Below are 13,130 nucleotides of genomic sequence, written 5' to 3'. Positions count from 1 at the left end.
AGTAAACGATGATAGGAAAATGTGTAGGAACTGGTTCGAGTTGCGAAGTGTATGAATGGGGTGGCGACCACAAAGTCGTCAAACTGTTTCATGTTAACACTCCAGCAGAAGCCGTTCAACTCGAATATCGTAACAGCATCGCGGCTTGGAAGAGTGGCTTGCCAGCCGCTAGACCGTTTGAGTTAGTGAGTTGGGAAGGTCGTCCTGGAATTATATTCGAAAAGATAGTCGGGGAGACAATCATAAATCGGTTATTTGAAGGATTGTATTCTTTCCAAAAGATTGATTTTGATGATGAAGACAGCAACTACGAATATTTGTCATGGTGATACGAATGCGAGTAATTTGATACTAAAAAACAACCTCCCGTTCATGATTGACTGGATGCATGTCTCTCTTGGCAATCCGGCAGCGGATGTCGCGGAAGTTTGCGTAATGATCGAATATGCCGTTTTGCCACCGGAAACACCGGCTGCCGTCGTTGAATTCTTTCAAGCAAATCGTAAAGAGGCATATCTTATTTTCATTGACGAGTACTGTAAGTCGTCTGGGGTAACAGAAGATGAGATAAAGTCTTGGTATGTACCTGCTGCTGCTCGATCAATTGCATCGGGTGCCTTACAAGAAGTGCAAATTGCCAAACTTGCTGCTATGATTCGAGAAAGGATATTTCGCTGTTGAAACAATAACGGGAACACTACGTAAGGGAGAGTCCACATGCAAGGAAACCAGAAAAATCTAGTGGGTATAAGAGGCTGGCTTCTATTCTATGTTATTACTTCAGTTGTTGGGGTTCTGATCAATCCATATAACATACTCAAGATGTTAGAGACAATAGAATGGAATGTTGAAAGTGTCTATGATGTTGTTTCATACATTTTACTTGAAGTTCTTATTATCGTGTCTCTTTTTAATTTATTATCGAAGAACAAAAGTGCGCCATTGATTACAATCATAACTGAGTTAATAACGATAATATTTGCTATAATTGATTTCTTTTTATCAAATAGAGGACAATCTGATGTTCTTGAGTTGATGCTAATTAGCACTGTAGGAGTAATATGGATTTTATATTTTAGATATTCGAAACGAGTAAACACAACATTTTACGCGTCTAAAAAGGATGAATAAATCAACAATAAATGGAAATAGGCGAGGAGCAGGTTTAAGAATAAATGAAAAATATAGTTCTAATATTCATTTCAACGATACTAATCTTGATTGGGTGTTCTAAAGACATCCAAATAGATAGAGAGGAACATTTAGATATATATAAACTTGCTTTTAAAAATATATTTGAGCAAGAAGCAAGTTTCTATAACGATTCAAGATTGACATACTTATATGTAAGAACAGATAATTTGGATGAACTTACGACTGACGAAAAAAATGATTTATTGGGCTATATCAAACAAATAAGTGGGGTTGAAGTTAGCGAGGGTACGTATTCTGACATTGAAACTAATCTTTCAAAAAGTAAATTTGGTGGGATGTCGCTTGCTTTGGAGAATATCCGATTCATATCTGACGGCACTGTTGAACTTACAAGTAGAAAAACATTCTTGGGCAGCATACAAATGCGACAACATTTTGAAAAGAAAAATAATCTTTGGACAGTCGAGAAAGATAAAATATTGAAATCTAAGTAATTATTCACCAATCGTCTCTCTTGGAAGATGTTTTGTTGCCTACTATTTAACATATAGTCACAGCATATTGCTGTGACTATATTTGATTTGTCATTATAGGGACTTAAATTAGTAAAGGAAAGTTTAGTTAAAAGCGTATTCCCAGCATTAAGAATCCATCATTTTACCAATTGTAATATAATGTATATATACCTATAATTAGCAGTTGTGTTTACAACAATTTAATAAGCAACCTGGAGGAAACCCGAAAAATGAAGAAAGCGCTATAAAAGGGGGGGATTATAATTGGAAAAGTATAAATTATGTTATTCTGGACGTCTTGAGTTTGAATTAATAGGGGAACATAATGAATACTACCTTGAGGGAAAATTCTCTAACTGGAATAATAATATCAAAGAAAAACTTATGGAGTTAGAGGAAGAACATGATGGTTGGTATCTTGATGAAAATGGATATCGACTTAAAGATCAGGAACTATTTATTTCAAGCCCCTGGATGTTAATGGGTAACGAAGGAAAACAAATAAAGCTTATACAAAGGTTTTTGGATGGGGAGAATGGGGAAATAAAATTCGCATTAAAACCATGGATTAGAGTCGCTAATGTTGATGAACCATTGCCCTAGCACTGCATTCACGATCATAATATCTATAGTATGTATTTCCAAATAACCCAAGAAATAAATGCTGATATCCAAGATATGAATCCGAATACCATCACTATTTTATTCTCACTCCAGCCATACTTCAAACTAAAGTGTTAATGAATAGGTGCCATTCGGAATATTCTCAATTTAGTTTTCTTGAAATACCAAACTTGTAAAATGACAGAAAGTTGCTCTGCAAGATAAACAAAAAATAATATCGGAATCAAAAGACCATCCAAGCCATCAGTAAAATTTATTGCATTGGCTGAACCCACAATAAATAACATCATTAGTATCAGATATGCGAAAATGGGTAAGTGGAGGTTAAAACTTTTAAATAGGGTGATTTCCGAACTTAAATTGAACTGATAAAGTAATGCAAATAACAATACGATAGTGAAAGCGAATTGAAAAATCAGTTTCGTTTTTCCTGAGATACCAGAGGGGTCTTGAAATGCAGCCTTTTTTAAAATCATCTATGAACCCCAAAATGCCAAATAAAACAAAAGTTGCTCCAAGGAAAAGTACCGGTGGCTTAGGATGGAAGTATGTTGATGTAATTACCCCTATAAGTAGGATAATGCCTGCCATCAGCGGGGTACCACGTTTGGCTTGATGGTCTGGTGGCAACTCTACCCTGATAGGTTGAGTTAGGTTTAAACTACATAACGCCCATATTAAAATAGGTGTTAACATAGCAACAAGTAGAAACGAAATACTTAAAGCACTAAGTAATGAACTCTCCTTTGGATTGGTTCTCCCCTATCGATATCATTCAATTTTATTATACGTCTAGTAAGTGGACAAATATTCCTTTGCTTTATTTAAGGAGACAAACACTCAACTACGCTTATATGAGTGTTATTCCCAATATTTTAATCGACAGTGAATATATCATCAATACTAAACTAATGCGGTACTTTTAGCTCAATAGAAGCATCATAAGATGTATCATTAAAAGACATGTTGTCTGTGGAGGTAAACATGAAAAAACTGCTGGCATACTTTACCCGCGTGATATTAGTGCTCGCAACACTCGGCGCGCTACTGTTGCTCGCCCTTGCGTTTTTATTCAACGATACCAGCGAGCCAGCTTATAAGTTGCTTGCGATTTGGGGAGGGTATCCGGTTATCGGACTCATCCTTATCATCGTGAACGAGATTTTGCTACGAAATGCGTCCGCGAATCCTTCGTTTCGGAGGGTTTACGGCATTTTTTGGGCATGCGTCGCGGTCGTTGGGGGCTGCGCTTGGGCGATTTCCGCCTCTTTTTGAAAGTACATAAGCTGAACTTAGCGTAAAAGATAGTTCACTGAAATTGAAACGGGATCTGCAGCTGCGGATCCCGTTATTATTGTGATTTTGAAAGCATTACCTTGCCGCGGGTACTTCAAAGCATTACCTTGCAGCTACGGCAAAGTTATGCTTCAAGCCTCATTATCTTCCTTTTCCTACCTATATAACAAATTTTCAATTCATTCCCGATATGGAAAGTCCAAGTGATCTTTGGATCGTCAGAAGTATATTAAAGTCTTTTGGCGTTAAGTTCAGAGAAGAGAAAGTCGTTCAAGTAAAAAATATTACTCCTAATGTTCCAGGTGTATTCAATAGCATTTTCGGCGCAATTTGGTGCAGGGTAAGGGTGAAAGCAATGTATGATGGAGAGCAGAACGCCTCATTCCTCAATGTATCCGACGTAAAAAAAACGATACGGATCTTGTCGCAAAAAAATGTGCGACAATGCCCGAAAAATTGTCGACGCTTCAGGTGAATCCAGTTATTTCCATGTGTGTTGAATGCAAGGTTGTTATTTCGAACTACCATAAGTGAAGATTGGTTCGTCTTATTCAGGTGATCACTGGATATACTTGTATATTAACTTATCGTACATTGGAGGTAAAAAAATGGCAGATGAAATCAAAGTAACAATTAAAGTGAACGACAACGGATCGCTTCGGGTGACTGGGCCAGTCGAGTTGGTGGACGCAGAAGGTAACCAGTTTGAGCACAAAGAATCGTTCTCGTTGTGCCGGTGCGGAGGATCGAACAACAAGCCGTTCTGCGACGGAGCGCACAAGTCGATCGGCTTCGAAAACACGCCAAGAGCAAAGAAGGAGTAAATCTTTGCAAACGTCAACCGGTCTCGTTTGATGTGCAAAAACGGAACTTGAACACCCCCGTTGATTACTCTAACGGGACACGTTTGTTCAATAGGAAACCAGGACGAGGCTGCCGGCATCAATCGGCAGCCTCGTTAAAGTAACGGGAGTCTTACTTGATTTCTTTTTTTGGGTATGGACCTTTATAGCCAAGCTGCATGGAGACCGCGTTAGCGACTGTTATTAGTTTCTCTCCGTATTCCTGGAGCTTTTGCATAGGTAGATTGCTTTTTAGAGTAGACAAGCTAATCGCTCCAAAGATATTACCGTCATCAATAAAAACTGGGACACCTAAACAGCGAACTCCGATTTCACCTTCTTCATCATCAACGGCATAACCAAATGTTCGAACTTGCTGCAAGTGTGCCCGAAAGTCATTTTCCTTTGAAATGGAGTTTGGAGTTAAGATTTGTAAGCCTTTACTGAACATAATTTGTAATTCCTTCTCAGGTAAATACGCGGCAATTGCTTTTCCTACAGATGTCGTATTCATTTTTTTTCTTTCTCCGACAAAAGATTTGAAGCTAATCATGCCTGGTCCGTCGATTTTTTCCATACAGACCGTTTGCCCGTCATCGTAAATACACATATGAACTGTGAAATGTGTGTCATCTCTCAGTCGTTCCATATACGGAACAAAAACCTGCTTGATATCAATGTGGTTAATCGCTGCCAAGCCTAAATTATATAGCTTCAAGCCTAGTTGAAATAAACCCTCAGGTGACTTCCTTACATAATTATGCGATTCCAACGTGTTCAGAATGGAAAACACGCTGGTTTTTGGTATATCTAATTCATGGCTGAGTTCGGATAGTGAAAATCCCGTTTTGTTCTGCGCAAGAAAGTCAAGGATAGCGAATGACTTTTCCAAGGCTGGAACGGAGTATTTCGAGTTTTGAGTAGACATGAATATGACCCCCCTTCAGAAAGTTGTTCTGGATATAGAACATACTTAACATATGCTCATATTAAAGTAAAAAATACTTGTTTGCATCGAATTTAATATATGTATTCAGAACATTGACAAAGTGGTTTCATGAGTTTGTTCTAAATTTGAACAATTTTTCATAATTTGTTTTGAGTGCTGAACGGAGGTTGTTTGGTGAAGGGAGGGGCTGGGCTGAAAAAAAACTGACTGGGGAGTCTGATACGATTTAAACGTTAATTGAATCCTTCCTTGATTATTTTTTATTACGCTAGTTACTGATGAGCCATCTGTTCGATTATTTTTATGTTCAGTATTTCGTTAAGTTTGAAATCGTTAACGCCATTAAGTTTAAGATTAAGATTCAAATAAGGGGAGTGGTTGAATGAATCATACGAGAAATAAGCTACTACCGGTCATGCTTATATTCGTATTGCTGGCATCATTAATTGCTGCATGTTCATCATCCAACAATGGAGCGAACGAAGCAAACAACACCGGAACTAAGAATTCTGAAACGGCAACAGGCACCACTAGTCCAAAAGACCTTTATACCATTAAATATTTGTATCCGGGCAGTGCCTATAAGTTCAAAAAGTCAGACGAGACTGAAATAGGTAAAATCATCAAAGATAAATTCAATATCGTGTTCGAATTTATTCCTTATGGGGGCAATTGGGGAGAAAAAGTCAATCTGATGCTAGCAGCCAAAGATTATCCGGAAATCCTATGGATTCAATATAATGATGATTTTCAAAAATATTTGAAAGCAGGCGCAGTAGTTTCCTTGGACGATTATTTGGCCGCATCCCCGAATTTCACGAAACGATATGAGAAGCAGATCCCTTTATGGAGACTGCTCTCTCCAGACAACAAGCTATACAAATGGGAAGTAGACCAAAGTGATTACATGACGAACCTGAAAACGAACGATATTGCGACTCGGGTCGATCTGCTTGAGAAGCAGGGCTGGCCGAACCTGGTTTCTACAGATGACTGGATAAAGTTCCTAAAACAGGCTCTTAAAGACAACCCGACGACTAACGGTCAGAAATCAATAGGCATGACAGCACCGTTCGGAGAGTCTTGGGGAATGGCGGGGATCTCCGGAATACTCTATGAAAAAGGTGGAAGATATACGGGGATAGCCGGAAATCAGGGTGTTATCTTCAATCATGATAAGAATGAATTCGGTGATTATTTCTTAAACGAATATGTATATGAAACCTACAAATTCTTTAACGCTATGTACCGTGAAGGGATCTTGGATAAGGAAAGCTTTACAGACCGGATTCCTCAAGTTCAGGAGAAATTTGACAGCGGCCGTGCTCTCAGTGCCTGGTATGTTAGACCCGGATTGTCAACGAACAATAAGTTGATTGCAGCGGGTCACCCGGAGCAGCAATATATTACCATGCCGGTACGCAGCATGACCCAGATCAAAAGAAATGAACCCCAACTGATTATGGAGTTGGATACCGTTCCATACCGAAACACGGTGATCACGAAAAATGCAAAGGATCCCAAAAGGATTATGGAGCTCATTGATTGGGCCACCTCGGAAGAAGGGCAGACCCTTCTACAGGCAGGTATCGAAGGCAAGCATTACACCGTTAAGAACGGCAAGAGGGAGCCGACTGAACTGTTCTTCAAGGAAAAGCAAAATCCTGACTCTCTGGTCGGATTTAACGGCATCTTTAGTTTCTTAGGTAACGACCAACGGATCTCTAAGTCTAACGGCAAGCCTTATAGCTTCCTCGTGGATTGGGAATATCGTGATCAGATTGAACTTACTCCTGAAACCAAAAGAGCGGTCGAAAAGTTAGGCTGGAAAACTTCGGTAGACCCTTGGAAGAGCAACAGTAAGGGGGCGAGTTCCGGTTTGATCAATACCATCACTATTGATCCCAATACGCCTTTAGGTCAAACGCAAACCAAAATGACCGACTTCCGGGTGAAAAACACACCTAAATTAATAACGGCCAAGGATGATGCAGAATTCGAGAAGATCTGGAACGAATTGGTGTCAGAATATCAGAAACTAAATCCGCAAACCGTAATCGATGAATACAACAAGAAATATAAGCTAGAAGTCAGCAAGCTTACGAAATAGTAAAGTTTGAATGCTGCGAAACTTGCCTGTTAAGGCAGGTTTCGCAAAATATCACCATGCTAGAAAGTGGTGCACCCATATGGCTCAAAAGTTATTCAGACAACGATATCTTATGCTCATGCTCGCCCCGGCGTTTATTTTAGTACTTGTTTTCAGCTACATACCGCTGTTCGGCTGGATGATTGCTTTCAAGAATTATCAAGTCGGCCTTAGTATTTGGAGCGCAGAGTGGAGCGGCTGGTATCAATTCAAGGTTTTCTTCTCGCAAAGCAAGGACTATGTCTATTTATTGCGGAACACGTTGATCATGAATTTGGGAATGATCATTATCAATCTTGGTTTGGGTTTGATTTTTGCGGTGTTTTTAAATGAAATCCGATCCAAATATTTTATGAAGACGGTACAAACGATCTCTTTTTTTCCTTTCTTTGTATCCTGGGTCATCATTTATTCGATTGCGTATGCGTTCCTATCCTCGTCAACCGGTATCCTGAACGAATTACTTGTCAATTTTGGCCTAATTTCCGAGGGCCTGAACTTCTTGGGAGATAAGAAATATTCCTGGGTGCTGGCTATCGGGTTAGAAGCATGGAAGTCCGTAGGTTATTGCAGCATTATCTTTATCTCGGCAATCTCTTCTATTCCTTCAGAACAATATGAGGCGGCTGATATAGACGGAGCTTCCCGGTTTCAGAAAATATGGCTAATTACGATCCCGAACTTAGTGCCGACATTGATTGTATTATTGATTTTAAATAGCGGATGGATCCTAAGCTCAAATTTCGAATTATTCTTTATGTTTACGAATCCGACTAATTGGGAAAACATGGAAGTTTTTGATATGTATATTTATAAATTCGGTTTGAAGCAGCTGAATTTCCCCTATGCGACTGCGGTTGGTATGGTCAAAACCATTGTAAGTATCGTTATACTTACACTTGTAAATTCAATTTCGAAAAAAGCGACGGGAAAGTCTATTTTCTAACCAAAAGGCAAGGAGCGGTCCTAAGTGAATAAAACTTCGTATGCAGACCGGACTTTTGATGTCTTCAATTATCTTGCAATGACTCTGGGACTGATTGTAATGATTTTTCCTTTTCTTTACATAGTCAACTACTCTCTGAGCGATCCCGCTCAAGTCAGCGGAAGGTTTCTAATATTCCCTATTAATCCTACTTTTGATTCTTATACGACACTTATGAGAGATCCCGCTATTTGGAACGGAATTTTTATTTCCGTGGCACGGACCGTGCTGGGAACAGCGACGATGATTCTGTTCACTTCCATGGCCGGTTATGTCTTAACGCGCGACGATTTTATCGGGGTGAATTTTTTTCGAAAATTCTTTGTCATTACTCTTTACTTTTCAAGCGGGATTATTCCGATGTATCTTCTCATCCAAGGTTTGGGTCTGACTTCCTCCTTCTGGGTGTATGTTATTCCGACGGCCGTCAATGTCTTCAATATGATTCTAATTAAAACTTATATTGAAAGTATACCGAAGGAATTGGAAGAGGCTGCCTTGATTGATGGGGCAAACGATCTTTATCTCTTCTTCAAGATCATGTTTCCAATTAGCCGGCCAGTCATCGCAGCTGTTTCCTTGTTCGCCGCCATCGGACAATGGAATTCATTCATAGATACACAGTTCTATAATGCAATGAATCCAGAATTATTCCCTTTGCAATATGTTCTTTATAACTCTCTACAGACGATTACGAATATCGAACAGTTTCAATTTGAGAAAACTCCAAATATTACACCGCAGTCTTTAAAAATGGCGATGACGGTCGTTACGGTTCTTCCGATTATGATGGTGTATCCGTTCCTGCAAAAGTATTTTATGAAAGGTCTGCTGATTGGTTCCATTAAAGGCTGAAGCCAGTTGTTAAGAAGGGAAGTCGGATCGTATGGAGTTGTTGAACGCAACATCATCCACCCCTCTGCTGATGCAGATTGAAAATGGTTATCCTTACGGCACGGAATCGCAGCCTTCACAGCTCAGCTTTTGGCTTCAGAGCACCATGAGACGCGTATACCCCAAGTCACCGCCTGAAGGCGGACGGTTGCTGGAGCTTGTTTCACCACGCAATGCCAGGCTCTCTTTCCAGGCATGTCTTCATAATAACGGTATGTTACCGATTGATGTTACTTGCGAGGTCGAAGGTACGGAAGGAATACAGGTTCAGGTGCGGCGAGTGGGCTGGGTACCCCAAGCCTATCCGTCCCAACATACACCTCTTGAGGAGTTGGAGGGCTCGGAATACATCCCCGGGCTTGTGCCGGACCCTTTATTTCCGGAAACACATGCGAAGGTGTGGCCCTTATCGAACCAGTCCTTTTGGATCACCATCAGAGTGTCTGCCGAGATTAATCCGGGTAGATATTCCTTGAAAGTGGTATTTAAGAGTACGAACTTCGAACAGAACGCTGAACTCACCGCTACGATCGACATTAAACAGCCTGTGCTGAGGCAGCGAGAAAGCTTCCCGATAACCCATTGGTGGTTCCCGGACTGTATTTACGATTGGAATAAACAAGACAGGTTCGGCGACGATTTTTTTCGGGGAGTCAGGGCCTACCTGAAGAATCTTCTCGATCATGGAAATAACGTGATCTATATGCCGATCCTTAACTATCGCCGAGAAATTATGGAAAGGCCACCACAGCTTCTGCAGGTGAAGGAGCTGGCACCGGGCAAATATGAGTTTAATTGGGACTGGGTTCGCAAGATTGTTCGGATGGCCCAAGAGTTAGGGTTCGACTATTATGAATGGACGCATTTATGGGCATACAGCCACAACAAGGATCGCGCTGCCTCAGCGGCAACACCCACTGGGATTTACACGGAGCGCAACGGCAAATTGGAGTTGCTTTTTCCGGAGGAAATGGATGGTGGAGGAGAAGAGTACCGTAACTTTCTTAGTCAGTTTTTGCCGGAGTTTAAGCGTTTTCTATCAGAAGAAGGAATTTTGGAGCGCTCGCTATTCCATATTTCGGATGAGCCGGGCGATCGTCCTGAGGATATGGAAAATTATCGAAGAGCCCGGGAAATATTGAAACAGATCGCTCCTGATATCAAGGTAATGGATGCCGTATTCAGCGAGGCGTATGCCGTAGAAGGCCTTACCGATTATCCGGTACCGATTGCTAATGGCGCCGATAACTATGTAGAGAAGGGTATTCCGCATTGGGTGTATTATTGCTGCAGTCCGCTAGGACCTTATATCAACCGATTTTTCGACACGCCGCTTTATAAAATCCGCATGCAGGGCTGGGTTTTTTATAAGCTTCGCACGCTGGGCTTCCTACATTGGGGCTATAATTTCTGGTACATCTTTAATGGGGGGTTTGATCCTGAATCCCAAGAACTGTTGGATCCATTTACTGATGGGTCCGGTAAACAGAGGTTGCCTTATGGCGATGCATTTGTTGTCTACCCCGGGCAGCATGGACCTATTGATTCGATTCGATGGGAAATATTTGCTGAATCCATGCAAGATTATGCACTTCTGCAAACGCTAGGTATACGACCTGATGATGAGCGCCTGCAATCCATCGTCAATTACAGGGAATTTCCAAAATCGGAACAATGGCTGCAGAAGACTTTTAACCAATTATTAGAGTCCTAGTAGACGAAGATCGATTTGAAATGAGGGATCATAATGCTTTTCGATTTTCATACTCACGTTGCGGAAGCTAATCACATATCGGGTTCATTTTTAAGAGCGGCAAAGCGAGCATGGGGCGACGACTTCCGTTTTGCTTGCACGCTGGATGAACATCGGGAAGCCATGAAGGAGTGCACGGGTGCTATTGTACTGGCAGTAGATGCTCCCTACGCTGGCTTTAATGTGCCAAACGAATATGTTGCTCAGTATGTCGCGGAGTCGCCCGGCAAGTTATTCGGTTTTGCCAGCGTAGATCCAAATCGGAGCAGTCCCGAGAGGATCCTAGAGTCTGTTGTTTACGAGTTGAATTTGAAAGGGCTGAAGCTGGCCCCTATCTATCAAAACTTTCATCCTCTCGACCGGATCTGTTACCCTCTTTACTCCAAGGCACAGGAGCTCAAACTGCCGATTATGTGGCACCAAGGAACCTCATTTGTTCCAGAAGGACCACTTGAGAAATCACGTCCGGCTGATTTAGATCCCGTAGCCAGAGCTTTCCCGGATTTGAAAATGATCATTGCACATCTCGGCCATCCATGGATCGGTGAAGCGATCAGTGTTGTGCGAAAGCATCCGAATGTTTACACGGATATCTCTGCGCTGGGCTCTCGACCCTGGCAGATGTATAACGCCTTGGTGGAAGCGATCGAGTATGGAATTGAAGATAAACTGCTTTTCGGTACGGATTTTCCTTTCTTTACGGTCAACCGTTCGATCGATGCTTTGCATAATCTTAATAAAATGGTAGAGGGAACCAATCTGCCACGTATACCCGATAGGGTCATTGAGAAGATTATTGGCCGGTCAACGCCTGAGATCCTTGGTCTCAAATGATGGGGGGAGTGCAATGAAAATTGTTTCTGTTGAGGCTATCCCTATTAATCTACCATTTATGACTCCAATTCGGGATCATTGGGGGAGTTATAGTTCCTCCAACCATGGGATTGTGGTTATTCACGGTGAATCAGGGGAATATGGCGCTGGAGAAATTGCGCTTGCCTGGTTCGGAGGCGCTCATGGTCTTTGCAAAGAGGTAAACGATTATTTGGCATGCCGGTTAATTGGAATGGATGTCCGCGATATGTCGAAAATAAGTGCGGTACTGGACCAGTTCTGCAGCTTTTCAAAGAGGCACCTGTTGGCTAAAGCAGGTGTCGAAATGGCGATGTGGGATCTGATCGGCAAGACGTTAAATCTGCCAGTCTATCAGCTTCTTGGAGGAAAGCTAAGAGATGAAATTCCTCTGACCGGCGGCATTTCGATGAATGACTCGATTGATTATATGGTCGAGGGGGCGATGAAAAAGGTAGGAGAAGGCTATAAAGAATTAAAGCTGAAAGTCGGCGAGGATGAGGACAGAGATCTCAAGACGATTCGTAGGATTAGAAATGCAGTTCCCGATGCGGTTAAGCTACGCGTAGATGCAAACATGGCTTGGACGAATGCGAAAAGGGCGAAAGAATTGATCGACGAGATGGTCAATCTTGGCGTCACTATTGTAGAGCAACCAATGCCGGACGATCGATTGTCGGATTTAGCATGGTTAAAAAACAATACAAGGGCATTTATTTTAATTGATGAGGGTGTTTGGGATGTAAAGGACGCCAAGCGATATCTTGAAAATGATGCTGCAGATATGCTGCATGTGTACATTACTGAAGCGGGCGGAATCATGCCGTCGAGACGGATCTTTGAGCTCGCATCCTTGTATGACAAGGAATGCACGGTTGGTTCAATGCCGGAGGGACGGATCGGAGCGGCCGCTTCTGGGCATGTTGCCCTAGCCATGCCGAATTTGGCAGCCTCTCACGCATCGGATATACGAGGATTTACTGGTTACAAAGAGGATGTTACTCAGGAAGAATTGGTCATTAGGGACGGCTGCCTCCAGATTTCCGATCGCCCCGGTCTTGGTGTAACTCTCGACTTTGATAAATTAAATTCGATGCGGGTTCATTAAATACACCC

The 13,130-nt window shown here is 41.7% G+C and carries 14 protein-coding genes and 1 pseudogene; 13 read left to right on the top strand and 2 right to left on the bottom strand.

The features are described 5' to 3' along the window. Positions 1-8 precede the first annotated feature (8 nt). The 5 genes from AC58QG_RS03490 to AC58QG_RS03470 all read left to right on the top strand — a co-directional run bounded on the left by AC58QG_RS03490 (position 9) and on the right by AC58QG_RS03470 (position 2,273). Positions 9-329, top strand: coding sequence for a hypothetical protein (locus AC58QG_RS03490; protein WP_497360712.1), 321 nt, complete (start codon positions 9-11; stop codon positions 327-329). Then, positions 292-681, top strand: a complete 390-nt coding sequence (locus AC58QG_RS03485) for a phosphotransferase family protein (protein WP_497360711.1) — start codon at positions 292-294, stop codon at positions 679-681. The genes AC58QG_RS03490 and AC58QG_RS03485 overlap by 38 nt, the downstream gene beginning before the upstream one ends. A 36-nt stretch (positions 682-717) precedes the next feature. Further along, positions 718-1,131 (top strand): DUF2569 family protein, encoded by a 414-nt coding sequence (locus AC58QG_RS03480; RefSeq protein ID WP_497360710.1) that lies wholly within the window; start codon positions 718-720, stop codon positions 1,129-1,131. Between the two features lie 44 nt (positions 1,132-1,175). Further along, complete coding sequence (locus AC58QG_RS03475) at positions 1,176-1,649, top strand: hypothetical protein (RefSeq protein ID WP_497360709.1); 474 nt, start codon at positions 1,176-1,178, stop codon at positions 1,647-1,649. A 285-nt stretch (positions 1,650-1,934) separates the two neighbouring features. Further along, positions 1,935-2,273 (top strand): hypothetical protein, encoded by a 339-nt coding sequence (locus AC58QG_RS03470; protein ID WP_497360708.1) that lies wholly within the window; start codon positions 1,935-1,937, stop codon positions 2,271-2,273. A 23-nt stretch (positions 2,274-2,296) separates the two neighbouring features. Here AC58QG_RS03470 and AC58QG_RS03465 read toward each other — a convergent pair. After that, positions 2,297-2,990 (bottom strand): annotated as a pseudogene (locus AC58QG_RS03465) (MraY family glycosyltransferase). A gap of 288 nt (positions 2,991-3,278) precedes the next feature. On the opposite strand from AC58QG_RS03465, the gene AC58QG_RS03460 reads away from it, so the two are divergent. Beyond that, a complete protein-coding gene (locus AC58QG_RS03460) occupies positions 3,279-3,569 on the top strand; it encodes a hypothetical protein (RefSeq protein ID WP_497360707.1) in 291 nt (96 codons plus the stop codon). 629 nt (positions 3,570-4,198) lie between these two features. Continuing rightward, on the top strand, positions 4,199-4,414 hold the full coding sequence (locus tag AC58QG_RS03455) for a CDGSH iron-sulfur domain-containing protein (RefSeq protein WP_497362769.1): 216 nt from the start codon (positions 4,199-4,201) through the stop codon (positions 4,412-4,414). Positions 4,415-4,565: 151 nt separating this feature from the next. Here the strand turns inward: AC58QG_RS03455 and AC58QG_RS03450 are convergent, their stop codons facing one another. Next, positions 4,566-5,360, bottom strand: a complete 795-nt coding sequence (locus AC58QG_RS03450; protein ID WP_497360706.1) for an IclR family transcriptional regulator — start codon at positions 5,358-5,360, stop codon at positions 4,566-4,568. Between the two features lie 403 nt (positions 5,361-5,763). Here AC58QG_RS03450 and AC58QG_RS03445 point away from each other — a divergent pair, with 403 nt between their 5' ends. The 6 genes from AC58QG_RS03445 (at position 5,764) to AC58QG_RS03420 (ending at position 13,122) form a co-directional block, all read left to right on the top strand. Next, on the top strand, positions 5,764-7,491 hold the full coding sequence (locus AC58QG_RS03445; protein ID WP_497360705.1) for an extracellular solute-binding protein: 1,728 nt from the start codon (positions 5,764-5,766) through the stop codon (positions 7,489-7,491). A gap of 79 nt (positions 7,492-7,570) precedes the next feature. Then, positions 7,571-8,476, top strand: a complete 906-nt coding sequence (locus AC58QG_RS03440; RefSeq protein WP_497360704.1) for an ABC transporter permease subunit — start codon at positions 7,571-7,573, stop codon at positions 8,474-8,476. A 24-nt stretch (positions 8,477-8,500) separates the two neighbouring features. Continuing rightward, entirely contained in the window at positions 8,501-9,370 is an 870-nt protein-coding gene (locus AC58QG_RS03435) for a carbohydrate ABC transporter permease (RefSeq protein WP_497360703.1), read from the top strand. Positions 9,371-9,401: 31 nt separating this feature from the next. Next, positions 9,402-11,123, top strand: a complete 1,722-nt coding sequence (locus AC58QG_RS03430; protein ID WP_497360702.1) for a DUF4091 domain-containing protein — start codon at positions 9,402-9,404, stop codon at positions 11,121-11,123. Positions 11,124-11,156: 33 nt separating this feature from the next. Further along, entirely contained in the window at positions 11,157-11,996 is an 840-nt protein-coding gene (locus tag AC58QG_RS03425) for an amidohydrolase family protein (protein ID WP_497360701.1), read from the top strand. Positions 11,997-12,009: 13 nt separating this feature from the next. After that, on the top strand, positions 12,010-13,122 hold the full coding sequence (locus AC58QG_RS03420) for a mandelate racemase/muconate lactonizing enzyme family protein (protein ID WP_497360700.1): 1,113 nt from the start codon (positions 12,010-12,012) through the stop codon (positions 13,120-13,122). Positions 13,123-13,130 lie beyond the last annotated feature (8 nt).

The sequence above is a fragment of the Paenibacillus sp. J22P169 genome (assembly GCF_059691995.1).
The sequence above is the reverse complement of the archived record's forward strand: the minus strand, read 5'-3'. Positions and strand labels throughout refer to the sequence as shown.

Bases quoted from the DNA above. Each gene is read 5' to 3' on its own strand.
- AC58QG_RS03490 (WP_497360712.1), top strand. From the start codon at position 9: ATGATAGGAAAATGTGTAGGAACTGGTTCGAGTTGCGAAGTGTATGAA.
- AC58QG_RS03460 (WP_497360707.1), top strand. From the start codon at position 3,279: ATGAAAAAACTGCTGGCATACTTTACCCGCGTGATATTAGTGCTCGCA.
- AC58QG_RS03450 (WP_497360706.1), bottom strand. From the start codon at position 5,360: ATGTCTACTCAAAACTCGAAATACTCCGTTCCAGCCTTGGAAAAGTCA.
- AC58QG_RS03420 (WP_497360700.1), top strand. From the start codon at position 12,010: ATGAAAATTGTTTCTGTTGAGGCTATCCCTATTAATCTACCATTTATG.
- AC58QG_RS03440 (WP_497360704.1), top strand. From the start codon at position 7,571: ATGGCTCAAAAGTTATTCAGACAACGATATCTTATGCTCATGCTCGCC.
- AC58QG_RS03485 (WP_497360711.1), top strand. From the start codon at position 292: ATGATGAAGACAGCAACTACGAATATTTGTCATGGTGATACGAATGCG.
- AC58QG_RS03430 (WP_497360702.1), top strand. From the start codon at position 9,402: ATGGAGTTGTTGAACGCAACATCATCCACCCCTCTGCTGATGCAGATT.
- AC58QG_RS03480 (WP_497360710.1), top strand. From the start codon at position 718: ATGCAAGGAAACCAGAAAAATCTAGTGGGTATAAGAGGCTGGCTTCTA.
- AC58QG_RS03445 (WP_497360705.1), top strand. From the start codon at position 5,764: ATGAATCATACGAGAAATAAGCTACTACCGGTCATGCTTATATTCGTA.
- AC58QG_RS03455 (WP_497362769.1), top strand. From the start codon at position 4,199: ATGGCAGATGAAATCAAAGTAACAATTAAAGTGAACGACAACGGATCG.
- AC58QG_RS03425 (WP_497360701.1), top strand. From the start codon at position 11,157: ATGCTTTTCGATTTTCATACTCACGTTGCGGAAGCTAATCACATATCG.
- AC58QG_RS03475 (WP_497360709.1), top strand. From the start codon at position 1,176: ATGAAAAATATAGTTCTAATATTCATTTCAACGATACTAATCTTGATT.